The organism is Acidisoma sp. S159, from assembly GCF_009766125.1.
Classification (GTDB): Bacteria; Pseudomonadota; Alphaproteobacteria; order Acetobacterales; family Acetobacteraceae; genus Acidisoma.
Genome location: NZ_LMUG01000043.1, coordinates 17,522 through 39,636 on the forward strand (window position 1 = coordinate 17,522; position 22,115 = coordinate 39,636).

A 22,115-nucleotide genomic window follows, 5' to 3' on the forward strand; every position below is an offset into this window, starting at 1 on the left:
TCGGGTCCTTCGAGACGCCGATGACCTCCACACCGTGGCCGCCGAGTTGCGGCAGTGCCTCCTGGAAGGCGCAGGCTTCCTTGGTGCAGCCGGTGGTATCGGCCTTCGGGTAGAAGTAGAGCACGAAGGCTTTGCCTCTCATTCCGCTCAGACTCACGTGGCGACCGCCGGAAGCCGGCATGTCGAAATCGGGAGCGGCGTCACCTGGGGTGAGGGTCATTCCGAAACTCCTTTGGCAGGCGGCGCTTTGCGCGGGGTTTCGCCAGGCTGAGGATCGCCGATGAGGCGGACGAAGCGCTCATGCACCGCCGCCGCCACGCGGTCCATGGTGGCGCGTAAACTTGGAACCGTCATCTCCCCCACCGCCGCGAGTAGGACGCGGGCGGGCGCTTCGGGCAGTTCGATCGTTGTCGGGCGGCCGACGGTCAACCGCAGCGAACTCTGGATGGTGCGCCACAGATGATCGGCTCCGATCAATACCGCCGTATCCTCGGCCGAGAGATGACCGTCTTCCTCTAGATGGCGCAGAGCGATCCGTGTGGTGGTGCTGCGGCGCTCGGGAAGCCAGCCGAAATAGTCGAGTTGCAGCACCTGGGCCAGAAACTCGACCTCGACTATGCCGCCGGGCCGGAGCCTGACGTCCCAAGGACCCTCCGGCGGCAGGTCCCGCAGCATGCGGGCGCGCATCGCGCGAGCGTTTTCGCGCAGCGTCGCCGGAGTCCGGCGTGGCAGCAGCGCCTGCGCGATCGCCGCCTCGACCCGAACACGCAATGCCTCGGGTCCGGCGACGACGCGCGCGCGGGTGAGCGACATCTGCTCCCACGTCCAGGCATCCGATGCGTGGTAGCGTTCGAAGGAGGCGAGGCTGACGGCCACCGGGCCGTGGCTGCCGGAGGGTCGTAACCGCATATCGACGCGAAACATGGGACCCTCGACGCCCTGCGCGGTAAGCGCGCCGGTGAAGGCGGTGGCGAGGCGCGCGAACCACTGGCTGGGCGCCAGCGGACGGGGACCTTGGCTCTCTCCGGCATCCTCGGCCATGTCGTAGATCAGCATGAGATCGAGATCGGAGCCCGGCATCATCTCCCTGCCGCCCCCCTTGCCGAGCAGCACCACAACAACGCCGCCGCCATCGAGCTGTCCGTAGCGCGAATCGTGCTGCGCCAGGACCCCCGCGAGGAGGGCTTCCAGCGCGGCATCCGCGAGCGCGGCGCGGGCGAGGCCAGCGGCATCGACATCCATCCGCCCCTCCAACGTGGCGACGCCGATGCGGAAGCTCTCCTCGCTGACGAAATGGCGGGTCAGCGCGATGGTGTCCTCCAGCGTCGTGGCATCGGCGAGCTGGCGTCCCAGCATGCGGGCTGGCTCGATCCGGACCTCCTCCAACCCAAGCAGCCCTTCAAGAGCGCCGGGATGGATGGCGAGATGGTCGGCAAGACCAGGGGCGGCGCCCAGCAGAGCGGCGATGCGGTCGATCAGTGCTGGGTTCCTCTGGAACAGCGACAGCAGCTGGATGCCCGCGGGCAGGCGGGAGATGAAAGCATCGAAACGCGAAAAGGCATGGTCCGGCTGAGGCTGTCCGCCGAGCGCTGTCAGGATGCGCGGCAACAATGGTTCGAGCAGGGCGCGAGCACGCTCCGACCGCAGGGCACGCGGGCGGCCTGCCTGCCAAAGCCGAACGGCCGTGACGATATGCGGCGGATCCTGGAAGCCGGCGGACTTGAGCCATCCCACAATCTTCGCCGGGATCGGCTTATCGATGGCGCCAAGGTCCAGTGTTTCCTCGCTCTCGTCGCCCTCATCGGTTTCGAAGAAAGAGTCGAAGAGCTGTTGGACGCCGTCGAGATGTTCGAGGGCGGCGTGCGCGAAGGCGTCAGCAGTCGGATAGCCGAGGAAGGTCGCGAAGCAGGCGAAATCGGCGCGCGTATCGGGCAGCTTATGAGTTTGCCGGTCGTCCACCATCTGTAGGCGGTGCTCGGCCTGCCGCAGGAAACGATAGGCGCGGGTAAGCCTCGCCGCATCGGCGCTCGGCAGATGACCCAGCCGCGCGAGTAGCCGCAGTGCGGGCAAGGTGGCGCCAATCCGCAAAATCGGCTCCCGCCCGCCCCAGACGAGTTGCAGCGTCTGCGCCAGGAACTCGATCTCGCGAATGCCGCCGCGCCCGAGTTTCAGATCGTGACCCAACAAACGCGACACCGCGTCTTCCCCCGTGGGGATGGGCCGGCCGCGATGCGCGTCCATCCGGCGCTTCATGGCGTGGATATCGGCGATGGCCGCGAAATCGAGGTGACGGCGCCAGACGAAGGGACGCAGCGCCTCCACCATCTCCTCGCCGAGGCTGCGATCTCCCGCGACGGGGCGTGCCTTAAGCAGGGCCGCGCGTTCCCAATTCCGGCCAAGTGTCTCGTAATACGTCAGCGCCGTCGGCACCGAGACGGCGAGCGGCATCGCGGCGGGGTCGGGGCGCAGCCGCAGATCGACACGAAAGACGTAGCCGTCAGCGTCTCTTGCCTCCATGAGTTTGACCAGATCACGCGCGAGCCGGGTATAGAAGGCACCATGGGAGTCGCCGCCGAAATCCACCGCGGCGGGGTCGTAGAAGACAATGAGGTCGATATCGCTCGAATAGTTCAACTCGCGCCCGCCGAGCTTGCCGAGCGCCAGAACAGTCACTCCCGAGCCTTTGTCGGGGTCGGTTTCCGGCGCCGGCAGACGCAGGATGCCCCTGTGATGGGCGGCCAGGATCAGGTGGCGTACGCCAATGGTCAGCGTCTCCTCCGCCAGCCGGCTGAGCGTGCCGGTGACGCGGGACAGCGGCCAGGCTCCGGTGATGTCGGCGAGGCCGGTGATCAGCGCCACCTGCCGCTTGGCGACCCGCATGGCCTGGGCGAGTTTCGGCTGGGGCCAATCGGCGCGGGCTTCGGCGAGCGTCAGAAATGCGCGCGCCGCCTCGGCCTCCGCACCTTCCTCGACGAAGCGCTGGAGGGTTCGCGCTTCACGCAAGGCGAGACCAGCCAGGTAGTCGCTGTTGCCGCCGATGGCGCGCAGCATTTCCGGCGGCAGCCCATGGTCTCCCGCGATTTCACTGAGGCGCTCGACGAAGCGGTCCGCCGCGGCGGGGTCGGCGGGGGCGGGCCAAGGCAGCGAGGTTCGGGGCGCGAGCATTCCCGGGCAAGCTGGGCGTGACGCCACTGGAAGGTCAAGAGCCGGAAGCGGACGCGCCCTTTTACACCGCGCCACCGCCACGAACTCGGCGGCGGCTGTCGCGCTGGCTGCGCTGGCCGGCGACTTTCCTGATCGTATCCGTCGAGGGCTTGCTGATTCTGGCGGCGGTTGGTTGGACGATGCTCGCCTGGCGCGCTGCTGACGGGCCGATCGACATTTCCTTTCTGCTACCGCGCGTCGAGCGTCTGGTGGCGGCGGCAGATCCTCGTCTGCGCATTGCCGTTCGCAGTGCGGTGATCGGTTGGCAAGGCTTTGGCCAAGGGCCGGACGCGCCGGGGATGGTGACGCTGCAAGGCGTGAAGGCATCGGATGCCGCACATCGCCCGGTGCTCTCGGCGGACGAGATCAGCGTCAATTTTTCGGTCGCCTGGGCGTCCATAGGTGTCTTCGCACCACGTGATATTGCGGCTCGCAACCTGCAGCTCGTGCTGCGAAGGCAGTCGGATGCGAGCCTGAGTTCGATTTCGCCAGACGTGCCCGGCCGCCTGCATCAGCCAAAGCCGACGACATTGCGGGATGTCATCAAGGTGCTGGCGCAGCCACCGGGCAATGACCGCGACCTGGTTCGTGTACGCCCCGCTGAGCTCGCCCAACTGCGCCACGTTACGTTGCAGGGCGGATTGCTGATCGTTGAGAACGGACCCCTCGGTGCGACGTGGCGCGCCCAATCAATCAATGTGGCGTTGGTAAGAGCCGCGGCTGGCGGGGTCCAGGGGCCGTTCTCTCTGCAGCTCGACGGCGCGGATAGCATGTCGCTCGATCCGGCAGAGCAGGTGAAAAGGGCGCGCCCCGGCACGATTGGCGGCACGCTGGCAATCGATACGAGTCGTGCCGTCACGCTGAAGGCGAGCGCGCATGTGCCGGATCCGGCGGGTCTCGCGGCGGGCGTTGGGCGTCTGAAGGATGCGCCCTTACCCCAGGCGGCTGTTTCGCTCGACACGGAAATCGATGTCACACCTGCCCTGACGCTCGGTCACTTCTCTGGCCGCGTCACTCTGGGCAAGGGCAATTTGCTTGCCGCCGGAAAGCGGGTGCCAATCCTGGGCGCGGTCGTTGCCGCGCATGGTGATCGCGGCATGGTCACGCTCGATCCGGGTTCGCAGATTGCACTAGGGCCTGTCAGTGCGGCGCCACCGCCAACCATCGGTCTCACGGGAAGCACGGATGTCGCGCCGGGTGGCAAGGCCAGCCTGGGCGTGACGATCGATCATGTCGCGACCGGCGACCTGCCGATTTACTGGCCGCCGTCGCTGGCCCCAGGCGCACATGATTGGATTGCCCAGCAGACCAATAGCGGCGGCTTGCATGATGGCGACTTCCACTTCGGTCTCACGTTGGGCAAGACGCTCGATGATCTCGCATTGACGCAATCGAGCGGGGCGATCACGGCCGATGGCCTGACGGTGATCTGGCTGCCGCCGATTCCACCGATGACCAATGTCGCGGGCACCATCGCGCTCGACGGACCGGACCGTATCAAGATCACGGTCTCGAAGGGACAGCAGGGCAAGCTCACGGTTAGCCACAGCACGATGGTCATCAGCGGCTTGGACGCGGCGGTGCAGCCGGCGACGCTCGCGGTCAATGTGGCGGGGCCGCTGGTTGATGCCTTCGCGCTCATCAGCAATCCGAGACTGCATTTGTTGGGAGACCGACCAGTCGCCCTGAGTCCGACCGCGGGGAATATCGACACGCATGTCGATCTCACCTTGCCGCTCAAGGACAAGGTTCTCGCCTCGGACGTTACCGTGAAGGTGCATGCCCAGCTCACGGGCGTTGCCTTGCACAAGCTCCTCCTGGGGCGTGACCTGACGGAGGGGAGTTGCACGATCGATGCCAATACGTCCCAGCTCAATGTTCAGGGACACGCCAATCTCGCGACGATTCCGCTCGACCTCACGCTGTATTCTGATTTCCGCCGGGGGCCGCCGGATCAGGTTCAGACACGCGTGAACGTCAAAGGAGCCGCGGATACGACGCGGCTGGCGGCGGCGGGACTGCCGAATGGTGGGTTGGTGCGGGGAACGGTCCGGCTTGCCGTCGCGGCCACCCTCCGCCGTAACGGGCGCGCCGATGTGGATGCCTCTGCGGCCTTCGGGGAAGGCGACCTATCGGTGGCGCCAATCGGCTGGAGCGGCGGGTCGAAGGACGCGACCCTCGTGGCTCATCTCGCGCTGCAGGGCGAGAAGATCGTCGCTCTCGACAATATCCGGCTCACTGGGGCGGGGACGGAGGCGACGGCGCGGACGACGGTGGCGGATGGCCAACTCGCAAGCCTTGTGATCGACAGGCTGGTGCTCGGCCGCACCAATATCGCCGGTTCGGTGAATTTCCCGGTCAAGCCGGGGAGCGGCTATGCGGTGGCGGTTACAGGTTCGACCTTGGATCTTTCGGGCCGCTTCGGCGGCGCCAAGACGACCAGTGCCGCGCCGACCAATCAGGCACTGTCCACGGTCAGCACGAAGCAACATTTCGCGCGGCATACGCCGTGGAGCGTTCGCGTGCAGCTCGACCGCATTCTGTTTGGCACGGCGCCCGGCGGAGCATCACGCGAACTCGATCAGGTACGGGGTCAGGCGGCGGATGACGGGATCATCATGACGGGGGCGAATCTCTCGCTGCTTGTGCCGCCCTCCGGCAAGCCCGCGCGCTTTACGGTTGTCCCGGCGCCGAACGGGACGCGGCGGGTAACGCTCACGGATGATGACTTCGGCGGCTTGCTGCGGGCCATCAACGCCTATGACGCAATCGCGGGCGGCAATCTGCGTATCGATGGCACGTATGACGACAAGCAGGCGGACCATCCGTTGAGCGGGAAGGCCGAGATGGATGATTTCAACCTGCATGATGCGCCGACCGCGGCCCGCATGCTGCAACTCATGACGCTCTATGGTGTGATCGATCTGATGCGGGGCCCCGGCCTGCACTTTCATCGCATGGTGGCACCTTTCCGCCTGGCGGATGAGCAACTGACGCTGCGGGAAGCGCGAGCCTACAGCGCTTCGCTGGGGCTTACGGCGGAGGGCCAGATCGATTTGCCGCGCAACCATTTCGATATCAAGGGCACGATCGTGCCGGCCTATTTCTTCAATTCCCTGCTCGGCCATATCCCGCTGATCGGCCGGTTGTTCAGTCCGGAGAAGGGCGGCGGGCTGTTCGCCGCCGCCTATACGCTGACAGGTTCGATTGACTCACCGCATGTGAAGGTCAATCCGATGTCGCTCGTGACGCCTGGCTTTCTGCGCGGGCTATTCGATGGATTCCACGACGCACCGACTAAAACGACGCCTTAGCCGAATCTTACCGAGGTTGCGCAAGCCACTCGTCGTTTACGTTCTGTTTATATCGATATCGGTATGTTTAGGGCGCACTCCGAGGGTCCGGGCAAATGGGCGAGCAAGGCGAGGTATCAGCGATTGGCGATGCCTGGGTGATCAATCTTTCGGATCGGCCAGATCGCCTGCAGCGATTCCAGACGGAAAACGCACGTAGCATCGTGGCGCGGCGCTTCGAGGCAATCGGGCCGGCTGATGTGACCCGGAAGGCGCTGCTCGACGACGGCATGATCGGCGCGGAGAATACCTACACGCTCCCCGCTCTGTGTTGCGCGCGCTCCCACCTCACACTTTGGCGGCGAAGCGCCGAGACTAACCGGTCGATCACCATTTTCGAGGATGACGCGATCCTGCATCGAAGATTTGCCGAAATCGCGGCGCGGGTCGCGGCGACGGTACAGGGATGGGACATCATCCTATGGGGTTGGAACCATTCCGATCCGATCACTATCGATCTCGGTGGCGGCCTGTCGCCAGCTCGGCTGGGCTTCGTGCGCGATGATGTGTTCGAGGGATTTTCCTGCGCGCGGGAAAGCGCAGTGGAACCGAGGTTGATCCCGCTCCATGTCGCTTGCGGGATCCTCGGCTACACTCTTTCCCCCGGCGGCGCGGCCCGCCTGCTTGCGCGTAGCCTGCCGCTGGGCAATGCGCACGCGCCGTCGCCCAAGGAAGGCTTCGAGGGCTGGCGCAATGATGGAATCGATGTCGAGATGGCCCGACATTACGGTGCACTCAGAGCTTACGCCTGCGTGCCGCCGATCGCCTACAACGTCTATAGCCGTTCCTCGATCAACCAAAATTGGGTCGATTAGAGCGGGATGACTTTGGTTTGAACCATGCTCACTCCACCACGTCATTGCTCGGCGAAGGCCGAGCATCCACGCGTTGCTTGCGTGACGAAGGCAAAGGCGTGGATGGCACGGGGTGCCCCGCACGCAATTCGCGTGCCATGACGGATCTTTGGATCGCAGTTCGATACTGGATTGTCAGGCCCGAGTGGTGAAATGGCGGCGTTCCAGAAAGGCGACGGCAGTGCCGATCCCTGGACGGCAACTCGCTCTACGCGGCGACCTCTCCGGTAACTCCTTGCAGCCGCGCCACGATGCCTCGCAGTTCGTCGGCGCGGTGTTCGCAGGTGTGGCGCAGCAGGATCGTGCGCAATCCATGCGCCACCAGACCAACGCGCAGCGCGCTGTCGTTCGTGAGGTTACGCATCAGCGTCGTCATCTCGTCCGGAGACCGGGCCATGAGGAAATCTCGATCCGGTGCAAAGAGACTCTCCGAATCCGACCACGGCGCCGAGAGGAGCGGAATGCCGCAGGCCAGAGCCTCGAAGACGCGGATGGTTGGTATGCCTGGCAGTTGCTCCACGTAGAAGCGTCGTGGCACATGTACGGTGAACGCCCGCTGAGCGAGTATGGCCGGCACATCGGTATTCGGCGTCCAGCCGTGATACCGGATGTCGCGTTTTGCCAGCTCCGCCAGCGCTTCGCCCGGATAGCGTACGCCATAGACATCGAACGGGATTGCGAGTTTCACGATTGGATCGAACATGTAGTCGATCAGCTCGTCGTTGCGCTCGCCATCGCCCCAATTGCCCGTCCACACCGCGCCGTAACGCCTTTGGGGAGTCTCTGGTGGACGGAACAGCGAGGTATCGGCGGCCTGGTGCCAGGTGAAGACGCGACCGCCCCAGCCTTGGCCGCGATAGACCTCGCTCAGCGACTCTCCGAAGGCGAGTACCGCGTCGTAGCCTGAGAGATCGAAGGCGGCCATGGCCTTAGGGTCGCTCACCATGCGGTGGTGCGTATCGTGGAAGAGCAGCCGGAAGCCGGCGCCCGACCCGCGCTTGCGGCCGATTGCGGCGACCAGTGCTGGGTCGTTCCATTCGTGGACGATGACGACCTCCGCACCGTCCAGCATGGCGTCGAGATCGTCCGACAGAAAGCGGCTATTGGCGGCGACATCCGGGAAGACGCGCGCGAATGTCTCATCCGCCGCTGGACCGTGGCTGCGCAGAAGATTCGCGCGGCTCCATCCGTCCTCGGGTTCGTAAATGGTGATCGCATGCCCCGACCGCAGCAACGCGCGAGCCACGCCGCGCAGAAAATGCACGTTGCCATGGTTCCAGCAGGACCGGATGGATTGGGTGAAGTAGACAAAACGCATTGAGGAGGAACTCAGGCGGCGGGGACGCGGCGGGATTCAGCCAGCAGAGCCGAATGGAGATCCCACATCGCTCGTTCCTGCCGCTCAGCGCCATAAAGATTGGCGCGGGTGCGAGCCTTCCTGCCGAGCTGGCGGCACAATTTAAGGTCGTCATGCAGGTCGCGAAGCGCCTCTGTCCAGGCGACAGTGTCGGTTGGTAGCAGGAAGATCGCGGCGCCATCCCACAATTCGCGAAAGGTCGGGATGTCCGAGAGGACAAGCGGCAGCCCGGCTTGCGCCGCCTCCAACACGGACAGGCCGAAGGGCTCGTAGCGTGCGGGGGAGGCGAAGATCCGTGCCTCGTCCATTGCGAGGGCCATGGCGCGGTCATCCAGCACGCCGAGCGGCCGCAGATGATGGAGGGGGACGATCTCGCCGCCCGGCCCCGTCAGCGGCCCAGCAGCGCGCAGGGAGAAATCGAGGCGCCCTGCCACATCTTCCAGCAGCGCCATATTCTTCGCGGGGTCCCAAAGCCGGCCAGCTGCCAGCACGCCATGCCGTTCCGGCTGCGGCAAATGGTGGTCCCGCACAAGCTGGCCGGCGGGCATGCGGCCAGTATGGACCACGGTGATCATATGAGAATCACCGTAGACCTTATGCAGCGCATCGGCGAAGGCCTGGCTCGGAGCGACAATCGCGCCGGCCCGCCGCAGCCCGGCCGCGACCAGCCCCGCGCGCCAGGCGAGGTCGGGTGGTATGGGACCGCCATGTAACGCGGCCCACCACGTGCCGACACAGGCGTGCACCACGGCCACCACTGGCACCGGCCACTCGCCGTGACCCACGAGCGCCGGCGTGTGGAGCTGCGCCGTATCGGCGTTGACGGCCTGCGCCAACTCCGCGAGCGCTGCCGAGGCTCGTGCAACGGTTGCAACGTTCGGTGCTGTCCAGTCGAGCGGCAGGTCGGTTACGTGCAAGGCCAGCCCCGTCACCTGCGTCGCCGCCTCGGATTGTGCGGGAGAGGGTGCCGGTCCGAGTACTGCCAGATCGACCATGACCCGGCGGCGGGCAAGGGAGCGCGCGAGGCCAAGCGAATAGTTCCAGGCGCCACCCAAGGCGTCGGTGGTAAGAAGGATCCGGCGGGGGCTGGCAACCGTCATTGGCGTTTCAACTCGGCGCGCAAGAGTGGCCGTCCCGTCGGAATCTCACGTCGGAGGCAGCCCAGCAGTCGCCGATGATTCCGCGCCCAGCGGGTGTTACGGGGCCGACGCGGATCAGCTGGTGGCCGGTCGCGCCCGGTCGAGGAAAGGTCAGGCTGTGGTGGTCCGACATCAGCACCTCCTGCCCGGCGGCTTCCAAATTCGCGCGCTATGACTCAATTCAAGCGGCAGAAGTACACGGCGGCAACCGAAATAAGTGTCGTCCTGTGGGAGGATAGCCGGGTCGGCACCCCCCACGTCGTCAGGCCCGCGACCCTGTTGCCGCGTGCGGGCGTCCGCTTCACCATAGGGATGGTCCTTGGGCCACAGGGGAGGTACGTCCGCGCCATGAAGCGTTTCGCCAATCTGACGGTGGTCGATCATCCTCTGGTCCAGCACAAGCTCACCCTGATGCGGCGGAGGGACAAGTCCACCAAGGAGTTCCGTGCTCTGCTGCAGGAGACCAGCCTGCTGCTGGGCTACGAGATCATGCGGGATCTGCCGCTGCAGATGGTGCCTATCGAAACTCCGCTGGAGCCGATGATGGCGCCCCTGCTGGCGGGCAAGAAGCTTTGCTTCGTCTCCATCCTGCGCGCGGGCGCCGGGCTGCTGGACGGGCTGCTCGATCTCGTGCCTTCGGCCAGGGTGGGGCATGTCGGCCTCTATCGGGACCCCATCAGCAAGCGCCCGGTGGAATATTTCGTGAAACTTCCGGAGGATATCCAGGACCGGCTGGTCATCGCGGTCGACCCGATGCTGGCCACGGGCTATTCGGCGGCCGCCGCTGTCGACCTCATCAAGCGGGCCGGGGCCACCCAGATCCGCTTCCTGTCGCTTCTCGCGGCACCGGAGGGGGTCGCGGTGATGGAGGCGGCTCATCCCGATGTGCATGTTTTCACCGCGGCACTCGATCGCGAGCTTGATGAACATGCCTATATCCGGCCGGGTCTCGGCGATGCCGGGGACCGGCTGTTCGGCACGAAGTAACCGGATCGGCTCTTGTCACCAGCGTGACGCCGCCGTATCGGCTGGCGTCAGTTCGAAGGGGAAACGCCATGTCCGCCATCGCAGATATCATCGGCCGCCAGATCCTGGATAGTCGCGGCAATCCGACCGTCGAGGTCGATGTCGTGCTGGAAAGCGGCGCCCTCGGCCGCGCCGCCGTGCCCTCCGGCGCTTCGACCGGCGCGCATGAGGCGGCGGAGCTGCGGGACGGGAACAAGGTGCGCTATGGCGGCAAGGGAGTGACCTCGGCGGTCGCCAATGTCGAGGGCGAAATCTTTGATGCGTTGAGCGGTCTCGATGCCTCGGAGCAGGTGAAGATCGACAATACCATGATCGATCTGGACGGAACGCCGAACAAGCGCCGGCTGGGGGCCAATGCGATCCTGGCCGTGTCGCTCGCCGTCGCCAAGGCCTCGGCGCTCGAATACGATCTGCCGCTGTATCGATATTTAGGGGGCGTCAGCGCGCGGACACTGCCGGTGCCGATGATGAATATCGTCAATGGCGGCCAGCATGCCGACAACCCGATCGACATCCAGGAATTCATGGTCATGCCGGTCGGCGCGGCGACGATCGCCGAGGCGGTGCGGACGGGCTCGGAGATCTTTCATACGCTGAAGAAGGCGCTGCAGGACGCGGGCCACAACACCAATGTCGGCGATGAAGGCGGCTTCGCACCAGCCCTGAAGTCGGCCGAGGAGGCGCTCACCTTCATCTCGGGCGCCTGCGAGAAGGCCGGGTATCGTCCGGGCGAGGACGTCATGTTCGCGCTCGACTGCGCCTCGACCGAGTTCTTCGCGGATGGTCGCTACAACATGGAAGGCGAAGGGAAGGTCTTCGATTCCGCGCAGATGGTCGACTATCTGGAGAAGCTGTGCGGCCGTTTCCCGATCCTCTCGATCGAGGATGGCTGCGCCGAGGACGACTGGGAGGGCTGGAAGCTGCTCACCCAAAGGCTGGGCGGCCGGGTGCAACTGGTCGGCGACGATCTGTTTGTCACCAATCCGGAGCGGCTGCGGCGGGGCATCGAGGAAGGCTGCGGCAATTCCATCCTCGTCAAGGTCAACCAGATCGGCACGTTGACCGAGACCCTAGAGGCTGTCGAGATCGCCCATCGCGCGGGCTATACCAGCATCATCAGCCATCGCTCCGGCGAGACCGAGGACACCACCATCGCCGACCTCGCGGTGGCGACGAATGCGGGGCAGATCAAGACTGGCAGCCTCGCGCGCACCGATCGCGTGGCGAAATACAACCAGCTTATCCGTATCGAGGAAGCCCTGGGCGACAGCGCGCGCTACGCCGGGCGGACCATTCTCCGCATTTAAGGTGTTCGCAGGCGTTGGGGGGGCGGATAGGAGCTGCGCTTATCCGCCCCCGTTTGGCGTGCGCGCGTTTAGGCGCTCGCCAGACGCGAACCTTCCGTATGCCTCTGGCCCAGGCGCGCGCGGCGATCGAAAAATAGCGCCTGGCTCAGCGTCGCCTTCACGATCTCATGCTGGAACGGCTTGGTTATGAGGAACGCCGGTTCCGGCCGCTCCCCGGTCAGCAAGCGCTGGGGATAGGCGGTGATGAAAACCACCGGCACTTCCGCAACCGCCAGGATGTCGCTCACCGCGTCCAGTCCCGAACTGCCATCGGCGAGCTGGATATCGGCGAGGATGAGACCCGGGGCGTGGCGGTTGGCCAGCGCCATGGCCTCGGCACGGGTGCGGGCGATGCCGATGACGTTGTGTCCCAGTTCCTGCACCAGGCCCTCAAGGTCCATCGAGATGATGGTTTCGTCCTCGATGATCAGCACGTCGGTATGGAGCTGGGCAGCGATCTCCCGGCCGGCTTCGTCAATAAGCCTGCCGACCTGCTCGGCGGGGCGATCGACCAGCTTCGCGATGGTATCGACCGGAAAGCCTTCCACCGCATGCAGCAAAAAGCAGACGCGCGGAAGCGGCGTGATGCGCTCCACGTCGTGACCTTCCTCTACCGTCGCATCGGCAAGCGTCGGCGCGTGGTGCTGGCGATTGGCGGGGACGGCGCCCCAGATCGCGAGCAGAAGCTGGTAGAGCGCCGCGTTGAGGTCGAGATCGGACCTCAACGCCTTGGGGTCTTCCGAGATGGTCTCCAGGGCCGTCACGACATAGGCGTCCCCGCCTCGCTGGCTGCCGGTCAGCGCCCGCGCGAACCGCCGGAGGTAGGGGAGATGCTGAGCAATCTTCGCGGTTTCGTGCATCGGGCAATCATCCAAGCGGGCGGTATCGCCCAGCGGGTTCAGGTCCAGCAGAATGCCGATCCGGCATGCGCTGGGCAACCTGCATGCCGGAGAAGCCGCCGCCGAGCAACTGACGATCATTCTGTAATGACAATGAACTCGATGTGAGGCGTCTCAGGGGTGGTCTTTCGGCTGCCGCCGACGATATGCAGTCGCGCAAGCAGGGCTTCGATTCCAGAACGCTGGGCATTGGAGGCCAAGCATCGTGGATGGGGTCAGGCGATGACAGCTCCGGCCAGCGTCGATACAGGTAACGGCAGTAGCGTGGTCGCGGATCGCCAGGACTTGGTTCGCGAACTTCACCATCGCGTGAAGAACAATCTTCAAATTATCGTCAGTTTAATGAATGTGCAGAAGCGGATGCTGCCGGCGGAGCGGCGCGGCGAAATTCGTTTCCTTGAAGAGCATGTGCAATCGATGGCAGCGGCCTATCGCGTGGTCTATGCCTCCGGCGAACTCGTGAAGGTGCCGATGGATGATCTCATCCGAGAGGTTGTCGCGGGGCTGGTCGAAATCGCGGGAGTGTCGAGCGGTGTGTTGCGTCTGGCCGATTGCGCGGCACACAGCATGATTGATCTTGATCAGGCGATCGCGCTCGGGCTCTACCTTGCGGTCGCGGTACCGCCTTATCTTGACCATGCGAAAGAAATTGGCGGCTTCGTCGCGATATCGACCCGTCCAGGCGAGGGTGAGGTGACCCTCTCGATTCAAGGCGGCTGGGCGGAGGCACTCAAGCTCGACGGGCTGCGTGAGCGGCTGATCGACGGCCATGTGCGGCAGTTGGCGGCTGAGATTCTGCTGCCGCGCAATGGCGGCCGCTTGCAGGTTAGCCTCCCGACCCAGCCAGAAGCCTTGCCATCTCCCTAAACCTGCCCCTCGACACAGGCTGATCGTTGGCGCATTGCCGTGACCTGCGAGAGAGGGGCGGTTGATGATCGGGCCGGACGCCACGGCGAATGACCTCTGCGCGCGGGAGCCAATCCATCAACCTGGATTTATCCAGCCGCATGGCGCGCTTCTCGTGTTGGACCGCAATTCTCTCGAAATCGTCCAGGCGAGCGCCAACGCGACGGCCTTCTTTGGCTATGAGCTAGGTCGCGGCAAGCAGGCTGATGTCTTCTTCTCGGAAAACATCCCCCTTTCTTCGAGACTGCGCGATTGGCTAGCGGGTGGGGAGCTTTTTTACCGTGATCTCGTATTCCTAGCCGATCATCGTTTTCACGTCAGCGGCCATGCTACGGCGCAGGGTATTCTCCTCGAATTTGAAGTCGCGCTGGCGGAGCCGCCGAGGAGTGGTGGATTGCACCACCGCTTGCACCGCTTGCTCGATGTTATCGAGCCCCTGGACAACATCACGCATATCGCCGAGGCCGCCGCCGCCGAGGTGGCGACGCTCTGCGGATTCGACCGCGTCATGACCTATCGCTTTGCCGAGGACGGCAGCGGCGTCGTCCTGGCCGAGGTCTCAGCCGATGGCGAGCGGCGCTACTTCGACCTGCGGTTTCCGGCGAGCGATATTCCTGCCCAGGCACGCCGGCTCTATGTCGCGAACCGCCTGCGGCTCATCACGGACGTCGACTATCGGCCAGTGCCGCTTGACCCGCCTCTTAGCCCTCTCGATGGCAGAGAGCTTGATATGTCGCTCGGCGCGCTTCGTAGCGTCTCGCCAGTGCATCTCGAATATCTGCGGAACATGGGCGTGCGCGCCTCCATGTCCGTTTCCCTGGTGATCGACGGCGAGCTCTGGGGTCTCATTGCTTGCCATCATGACGAGCCGCGCATGATCTCGCCGCGGGTCCGCGCGGCTTGCGAGATGACAGGGCGCGTGGTGGCCCAGCGCATCGGTGTGCGGCTACGCATGGCGGAGGCGGCCGAGCGCCTGGCCTTGTCGCGGACCGGCACGCGGCTGCTCACCTATCTCGCCCGCAGCGAGACCCTCGATGGAGCCTTGGGGCATAGCCCTGAGGCGTGGCTGCATATCGCGGGTGCAGGGGGTTGTGCCGTCCTACTGCAGGGCGCCGTGCAATCTTGGGGGGAAACCCCGCCACGGGAGGAAGTGGCGATTCTTGGTCAATGGCTGCGCGCCCGGCCGGTCGATACCGTGTACGAGACGGACTGTCTTTCGGCCGCCTTTCCCTCCGCCGCGGCCTACAGCGGCCACGCGAGCGGCTTGCTGGCAATCTCGATCTCGCAGCTGCATGCGAGCTACATCATGTGGTTTCGACCCGAGGTGGAGCGCACGCTGCGCTGGGCGGGTGAGCCGAGCAAATCGGTGGAGGGGGGAGGCGAGATACCGCCGACGCTCCATCCTCGCCATTCATTCGCTGAGTGGCGGCAGAAGGTGGCGCAGCGCTCGGCGCCGTGGCGGACCGCCGAGATCGAGAGCGCGCGTGAATTTCGTCATGCCGTCATCGGTCTCGTGCTTCGGCAGGCGGAGACCCGAGCGGGTATGGCGGCGGCGCTGGAGCGGACAAACGCGGAACTCGAATCCTTTTCCTATTCTGTTTCGCACGACCTGCGTGCGCCGTTTCGCCACATCATCGGCTTCGCCGAGCTGCTGGGCCAGCGCGAAGGGAAGCTCGACGCTACCTCGCGCCGCTACCTCGATACGATTACAGATTCCGCGCTGGCAGCCGGTCATCTGGTGGACGACTTGCTGTCCTTTTCGCGCCTCGGCCGTGCTCAGCTCGCCGTCTCGCCGATCGACATGGGTAAGCTGGTGCGCGAGGTTCTCCGCTCGCTCGAGGGCGCTCTGAAGGGCCGGGATATCAACATGGAGATCGGCGATCTACCTCCGACCTTCGGCGATGCCGCCTTGTTGCGCCAAGCCCTTCTCAATCTGATCGATAACGCGGTCAAATATTCTCGCGGTCGCAGCCCCGCTCATATCCTGATCGATGGCAAGACTGTCGAAGGCCGGGCAATCTATCGTGTCGTCGATAATGGTGCGGGTTTCGATATGAGTTATGCCGGGAAGCTTTTCGGCGTGTTCCAGCGCTTGCACGGAGCCGAGCAATTCGAAGGAACCGGTATCGGCCTGGCACTCACAAAGCGTATCATCGAGCGCCACGGGGGAAAGATCTCCGCCGCAGCGCGGCCGGATGAAGGCGCAACCTTCACCTTCGAGCTACCGGCCGGAGCTCTGGGGAATGCCGCATGAGCGAGACTCGTCCCATAATTTTAGTCGAAGACGATGCCCGTGATCTCGAATTAACACTTGCGGTACTGGAACGTTATTCGTTACATAATCCTATTATTGTTGCTCGCGATGGCGTGGAAGCGCTGGACTGCGTGTACCGCAGGAATGCCTTCGCTTCCCGGGCTCCCATGGATCCTGCGGTGATGTTGCTAGATCTTAAGCTTCCGAAACTGAACGGTCTCGACGTTATGCGTATTCTCAAGTCTGATCACGCGAAACGCCATATCCCGATCGTGATGCTGAGCGCTTCCGGCGAGGCATCCGACATTTCCGAAAGCTACCGGATGGGGGGCAACGCCTATGTGGTCAAGCCGCTCGACTTCCAGGATTTCTCGCGCATGATTCATGATTTCAGCGATTTCTGGATCGTTCACAACAGGGCGTCCGGCGGATGACCCCTAGCCGGGAACCATGGTGGAATCAGCCTTGCACCAGGTAAGGGAAGTCCGCGCCCCCACGATCCTCCTGCTGGAGGATAGCAACATCGATGCGGAGCTGATTACGCTGCAACTCGAGCGCACGGATCGCCGCTTCTTGATTGTCCGGGCGACTGAACGGGCGAGCTACGTAGCGCGCCTTGGTGACGCGGACGTGGTGCTGGCGGATTACTCGGTGCCCGGTTTCGAAGGCATGGAGGCGCTCGACCTCTGCCAGGACAGGGCGCCGGACACCCCCTTCATTTTCGTCTCCGGTGTGATCGGCGAGGAGTTCGCGACGGACGCGCTGAAGCGCGGCGCCACGGATTATGTGGTTAAGCATCGCCTCAATCGACTGCCGGCGGCGCTCGACCGCGCGCTCAATGAGGCCGACGAACGCCGCCGTGCCCGCCTCGCTGAAGGCCGACTGGGCGAAAGCCAGCGGCGCCTGCAAGCGACTGTCGATAACGTGCAGGTCGGCATTCTGGAGGTCGAGCCGGTTACCGGCATCATCCTGCGCGCTAACCCCGCTTTGCATCGCATGCTCGGCTATGGCGACCAGTCGTTGGTCGGGCTGCAGGCCACCTCCATCCTGCTTGACGGAGAAGGCAGGGAGTCGGCTGCCAAGACACCGCCCGCCGGTACGCGCGTCGTCCGGCAGGAGAAGCGATTGGTCGGCCAAGCGGGGAAGGTGATTTGGGCCGACATGTCTTCGGTCTTCGTGGTGGGCTCCGGCGCGGCGCGTGGCTATGTGCTGACGTCCATCCTCGACATCACCAACCGCAAGCATACCGAGGAGGCGTTGCGGGAGAGTGAACTCAAGCTGCGGCTGGCGGCGGAGGCGGCGCGGCTCGGAAACTGGGAGTTCGACCCTCGCAATGGCCGCCTGGTCCTAGATGAACGATGCCGCTCACTCTGTGGATTTTCCTCGGACGAGCCCGTCGACTACCAGACCTTCATCCGTCGCTGCCACTTGGACGATCGTCCACGATTGCGAACGGCTATTGCAGAGGCATTGCGGGCGGGAAGTTCGGGCCGGCTCGCCCAGGAATTTCGCACGATCACGCGGGAACGGCGCCTCTTCTGGCTCGCCATCCTGGGGCAGGCCGTGATGGAAAACGGCATCAGCACGCGCTTTGTGGGGTTCCTCCAGGACATTACTCGGCAGAAGCGCACCGAGGAGGCGCTTCTGCGCTCGAACGAGGTGCTGGAGGCGCGTGTCTTGGAACGGACGCTGCAACGCGACCGCACCTGGCAGCTATCGCGAGACCTTATGATGGTCGCTGATCCGCAATTGGTGCCCGTAGCGGTCAATCCTGCCTGGTCCGCGATTCTCGACTGGACCGAAAGCGAGCTGTTCAAGCTTGGCATTATCGAGCTGTTGCATCCCGACGACGAGGGTGTCGTGCAGGAAGAGTTGCAGCGACTGCGCAAGGGGCTGACAACGCAGAGTTTCGAGGCGCGGCTGCGTCACCGGGACGACAACTATCGCACAATTTCATGGACCTGGGTGCTGGCCGAAGGCTCGATCTACGCCGTGGGTCGAGATGTCACCGACGAAAAGCTTGCCCATGACCGTCTGCGCCAAGCGCAGAAGATCGAGACGATCGGCCAACTCACCGGGGGTGTAGCACATGATTTCAACAATCTGCTGACCGTGATCGTAGGCAATCTCGAGAGTGTCCATCGCCATCTGCGCAAAATGCCGGATGGGCCGGCGGCGGTACGGATCGAACGGGCCGCCGAGAATGCGATGCAGGGAGCCCAGCGGGCGAGCGTGCTGACGCAACGTCTGCTGGCATTCTCGCGCAGACAACCGCTGCGGCCGCGGTCCCTTGACCTCAACAAGCTCATCAGCGGTATGTCGGATCTGCTGATACGCACGCTGGGTGCGCATATCACGATCGATGTCGTTCCTGCGTCGGATCTTTGGTTCGCCATGGCTGATCCGAACCAACTCGAGAACTCCATCCTCAACCTGGCCGTCAATGCGCGGGATGCGATGTCGGGCGGTGGACGGCTCACGATCGCGACCGCCAACATCACGCTGGATCGTAGCCAGACACTACAGATTCCGGAACTTCCTCCCGGCCAATACGTGACGGTCGGCATTTACGATACTGGTTCCGGGATGTCGGCGGAAACCATCGCGCGCGCTTTCGAACCGTTCTTTACCACGAAGGATGTCGGCCACGGCACAGGGCTCGGGCTGAGCCAGGTCTATGGCTTCGTCAAGCAATCTGGCGGCCATGTCCGCATCACGTCCGACCTCGGCCAAGGCACGCTGGTGCGGATTTATCTGCCGCGCGAAATGACGATCGCCGAGGAAGCGGACGGCGGTTCCGCGGCGCCCATGGCCGCGCCGGGGAGCGAGGGAAACGAGATGATCCTTGTTGTCGAGGACAATGAGGAGGTGCGTGCCTATTCGGCAAGCGTGTTGCAGGAATTGGGATACAGTGTGGTCCAGGCGGCGAACGGCGCCGCGGCCCTGCAGGCGCTGCGCCATAACAGTGAGATCAGGTTGCTTTTCACCGATGTCGGGCTGCCTGAAGGCATGAATGGTCGCCAACTGGCCGATGCCGCACGGGACGAATGGCCAGAGATCAAGGTGCTATTCACCTCGGGCTATGAGGACGGCGCTGTCACGCGGGATCATCGCGTCGAGGTTGATGTCGACCTCATCAGCAAGCCTTTCTCCTACCAGGATCTCGCGGAACGCGTGCGCGCGGCGCTCGACAGCCGGCGCGCCGGCGATACGCCAAGCCGTTTTCGGATAGGACCGTCGGCTTAGTGCGTGATTTCTTTGGGTTTGAACCATTCTCAATCCACCACGCCATGCTCGGCGAAGGCCGGGCATCCACGCCTTTATTGCATCACGAAGGCAAGGCGTGGTTGGCACGCTTTCACGTGCCAGGACGGATCTTTGGATCGCGGCTCAGCATTAGATCATCACGATCATCACGCTCTAACCCATGAATTTCGTCAGCCGGCCGGCCGGCTCGCCGAGCACCTCGTCATCGCGCATGACCATCTGGCCGCGGATCACTGTGGCGATCGGCCACCCTGTCACTTCCGTGCCCGCGAAGGGCGTCCAGCCGCAGGGGCTGACTATCCAGCTGTCCTCGATGCGGCGGCGGCGCTTCATGTCGACCAGGGTGAAGTCCGCGTCGTAGCCACGCGCGATGCGGCCCTTGCCGACGACGCCATAGACCCGTGCCGGACCCGCGCACATGAGATCGGCGAGGCGCGAGAGCGAGAGCCGTCCGGCCGAAACATGGTCGAGCATCATCGGCACGATGGTTTGCACGCCCGTCAGTCCGGCGGCGCAGAGGGGCCAGGGCCTTTCCTTCGCAGCGCGAGAATGCGGCGCGTGATCCGATCCAACCACATCCACGAGCCCGTCTCGCACCGCGGCCCAAGCGGCATCGACGTGACGACGGTCTCGGATCGGCGGATTCATCACGGCGTAGGGACCCAGCCGGTCATAGGCGTCGGGCGCCCATTGGGTGAGGTGGTTGAGCAGCACCTCCACCGTGGCGATGTCGCGATAGTCGTGCAGGTAGTCCAGTTCCTCCGCCGTCGAGACATGCAGAATATGGGCGGGCCGCCCGGTGCGGCGGGCCAGCGCCATGAGGCGGCGGGTGCCGAGGAACGCCGCCTCGACATCGCGCCACTCGGCGTGGCTCGCATAGGGCATGCCCTCATGGAAGAGGTGCTTGCGGTCTCGCAGGCGATACTCGTCCTCGCTGTGATAGGCGATGCGGCGGCGGCCGGTCCGCATCACGCGTTCTAACGTTTCATCATCCTCGATGAGCAGGTCGCCGGTGCTGCTGCCGGCGAAGACCTTCACGGCGCAGACGCCATCCGAGAGTTCCAGCTCCGCTAGGCCGTCGATGGTCGGCCTTGCCGCGCCGACATAGAGGCCGAGGTCGCACCAGGACCGCGTCGCGGCGAAGTCCTTCTTTGTCTGTAGCCTTTCTGGCGTGGTGATCGAGGGGTTGCCGTTGGGCATGTCGAAAACCGCGCAGAGACCGCCGAGCACCGCGCCACGGGTGCCCGAGGGAATGCTCTCGACATCCGCCTGTTGGGGGTCGCGGAGATGCGTATGGGCGTCGATGAGGCCGGGCAGGACGTGCAAGCCTGTCGCGTCGATGACTTCACCGGCCTCGGCGGCTGAGGTGACGCCGATACGAGCGACGCGGCCGAGGTTGACGCCGATATCGACTCGTTCCTCGCCCCAGGGCAGCACCACGATGCCGTTGCGGATGATGAGGTCGTAGAAGTCGCTCATGCCGGGAGTCCGCTTTCATCCTGGAGGAGGGCGAGGGCCGCATCGCGCGCGGCCTCCACCGTCAGAGCCGTCATCGGTGCTTGCCCAACTGGGCCGGGGGCTACCACAAAGCGCGCGTGGCGGCCGGAGGGTGCGTATTCCTCGGCTGGAGAGGGACCGAACAAGCCAAGCGTCGGCACACCTGTCGCGGCCGCTAGGTGCATCAGGCCGGAATCATTGCCCACGAACAAGGTGAGCCGGGCGAGGCAGGCCGCCGCTTCGGGAAGCGTTAGTTGGCCGGATAGGTCGATCACCTCTGGGAGTGCCGCAGTAACCGGACGGCTGAGAGCGGCTTCTGCCTCGCCCGGCCCGGCGAAGATGACGGGCCGGGCGGTTGCCAGGCGTCGGGTCCGCAGTTCGTGGAACAAGGCAACGAAGCGCTCCGGCGGCCAGACCTTGCCGGCCCAATTCGCGGTCGGACCCAAGCCGATGAGTGGCACATTTCCCGGCAGCAGGACGTTGGCACGGGCGCGATCGGCCTCCGACGTCCAGGCAACGGGCAGGGGTGGCGGATGCAGCCCGAGACGGTCCGCGAGGTGCTGGAGACGAAGGCCGGGGCGGCGCCCGCCAAGCCGCCGTCCGCCGAGCAGCACGATGCGCTGCCGCGCCATCATGAACCAGGCTGTGGTCGAGCCGCGAAGGTCGATCACGAGATCCCATCGCCGCCGCACGACCTGCGCCCAGAGCGCGAACCAGTGTCCATCCCGCTTCCGCTTGGGCATGAGGATAAGACCGTCCAGCCCCGGCATGCGCTCGAAGATACCTGCGGCGAGAGGTCCACAGGCTACGGTGAAGCGCGCCTCGGGCCAGCGGCGGCCGAGATAATCCAGCAGGCCCGTGCTGATGACCGCGTCGCCGATGCGGGTGGCGGTGATGAACAGAATTGTTCCGACCGGCCGGCTCTCATCCAGTGGGGCCGAGGGGTTAAAGATTTGCAACTTGCCGTCCTTATGAGCCGGGCGTGATTATGACCCATGGCGGCGAGTATCTCC

The 22,115-nt window shown here is 64.6% G+C and carries 15 protein-coding genes; 8 read left to right on the plus strand and 7 right to left on the minus strand.

What is annotated here, in order from left to right; translation table 11 throughout:
- Positions 1-220, minus strand: a 220-nt coding sequence (locus GSQ92_RS11990) for a peroxiredoxin (RefSeq protein ID WP_159013504.1), incomplete at its 3' end; no start/stop codon positions are given.
- On the minus strand, positions 217-3,165 hold the full coding sequence (locus tag GSQ92_RS11995) for a bifunctional [glutamine synthetase] adenylyltransferase/[glutamine synthetase]-adenylyl-L-tyrosine phosphorylase (RefSeq protein WP_158801834.1): 2,949 nt from the start codon (positions 3,163-3,165) through the stop codon (positions 217-219). The genes GSQ92_RS11990 and GSQ92_RS11995, both read right to left, overlap by 4 nt.
- A gap of 17 nt (positions 3,166-3,182) precedes the next feature.
- On the opposite strand from GSQ92_RS11995, the gene GSQ92_RS12000 reads away from it, so the two are divergent.
- On the plus strand, positions 3,183-6,518 hold the full coding sequence (locus GSQ92_RS12000) for an AsmA-like C-terminal region-containing protein (protein ID WP_158801833.1): 3,336 nt from the start codon (positions 3,183-3,185) through the stop codon (positions 6,516-6,518).
- Between the two features lie 95 nt (positions 6,519-6,613).
- On the plus strand, positions 6,614-7,372 hold the full coding sequence (locus GSQ92_RS12005) for a glycosyltransferase family 25 protein (protein WP_159013505.1): 759 nt from the start codon (positions 6,614-6,616) through the stop codon (positions 7,370-7,372).
- A gap of 247 nt (positions 7,373-7,619) precedes the next feature.
- Here GSQ92_RS12005 and GSQ92_RS12010 read toward each other — a convergent pair whose 3' ends face one another.
- Positions 7,620-8,729, minus strand: a complete 1,110-nt coding sequence (locus GSQ92_RS12010; RefSeq protein WP_158801830.1) for a glycosyltransferase — start codon at positions 8,727-8,729, stop codon at positions 7,620-7,622.
- 11 nt (positions 8,730-8,740) lie between these two features.
- On the minus strand, positions 8,741-9,868 hold the full coding sequence (locus GSQ92_RS12015) for a glycosyltransferase (protein WP_158801829.1): 1,128 nt from the start codon (positions 9,866-9,868) through the stop codon (positions 8,741-8,743).
- 387 nt (positions 9,869-10,255) lie between these two features.
- On the opposite strand from GSQ92_RS12015, the gene upp reads away from it, so the two are divergent.
- Together upp and eno are read left to right on the plus strand one after the other, a co-directional pair.
- Positions 10,256-10,894 carry a uracil phosphoribosyltransferase gene (gene upp / locus GSQ92_RS12020; RefSeq protein WP_158801828.1) on the plus strand — a complete coding sequence of 213 codons (639 nt, stop codon included), beginning with the start codon at positions 10,256-10,258 and terminating at the stop codon, positions 10,892-10,894.
- Positions 10,895-10,962: 68 nt separating this feature from the next.
- A complete protein-coding gene (gene eno / locus GSQ92_RS12025) occupies positions 10,963-12,240 on the plus strand; it encodes a phosphopyruvate hydratase (RefSeq protein ID WP_158801827.1) in 1,278 nt (425 codons plus the stop codon).
- Between the two features lie 68 nt (positions 12,241-12,308).
- Here eno and GSQ92_RS12030 read toward each other — a convergent pair whose 3' ends face one another.
- Positions 12,309-13,217: a response regulator gene (locus GSQ92_RS12030; RefSeq protein WP_254065511.1), complete on the minus strand. Its 909-nt coding sequence runs from the start codon at positions 13,215-13,217 to the stop codon at positions 12,309-12,311.
- A gap of 183 nt (positions 13,218-13,400) precedes the next feature.
- Between GSQ92_RS12030 and GSQ92_RS12035 the strand changes: the two genes are divergently transcribed.
- From GSQ92_RS12035 to GSQ92_RS12050, 4 genes are all read left to right on the plus strand, one after another.
- Positions 13,401-14,045: a sensor histidine kinase gene (locus GSQ92_RS12035; protein ID WP_158801826.1), complete on the plus strand. Its 645-nt coding sequence runs from the start codon at positions 13,401-13,403 to the stop codon at positions 14,043-14,045.
- Positions 14,046-14,109: 64 nt separating this feature from the next.
- Complete coding sequence (locus GSQ92_RS12040; protein WP_158801825.1) at positions 14,110-16,338, plus strand: ATP-binding protein; 2,229 nt, start codon at positions 14,110-14,112, stop codon at positions 16,336-16,338.
- A complete protein-coding gene (locus GSQ92_RS12045; protein WP_158801824.1) occupies positions 16,335-16,772 on the plus strand; it encodes a response regulator in 438 nt (145 codons plus the stop codon). The genes GSQ92_RS12040 and GSQ92_RS12045 overlap by 4 nt, the downstream gene beginning before the upstream one ends.
- Before the next feature lie 31 nt (positions 16,773-16,803).
- Positions 16,804-19,584 carry a PAS domain S-box protein gene (locus GSQ92_RS12050; protein WP_159013506.1) on the plus strand — a complete coding sequence of 927 codons (2,781 nt, stop codon included), beginning with the start codon at positions 16,804-16,806 and terminating at the stop codon, positions 19,582-19,584.
- Positions 19,585-19,758: 174 nt separating this feature from the next.
- Here GSQ92_RS12050 and GSQ92_RS12055 read toward each other — a convergent pair whose 3' ends face one another.
- Both GSQ92_RS12055 and GSQ92_RS12060 read right to left on the minus strand, forming a co-directional pair.
- Positions 19,759-21,084 carry a dihydroorotase gene (locus GSQ92_RS12055; RefSeq protein WP_158801822.1) on the minus strand — a complete coding sequence of 442 codons (1,326 nt, stop codon included), beginning with the start codon at positions 21,082-21,084 and terminating at the stop codon, positions 19,759-19,761.
- Entirely contained in the window at positions 21,081-22,061 is a 981-nt protein-coding gene (locus tag GSQ92_RS12060) for a glycosyltransferase family 9 protein (protein WP_254065510.1), read from the minus strand. Before GSQ92_RS12060 ends, GSQ92_RS12055 begins: the two co-directional genes overlap by 4 nt.
- Positions 22,062-22,115 lie beyond the last annotated feature (54 nt).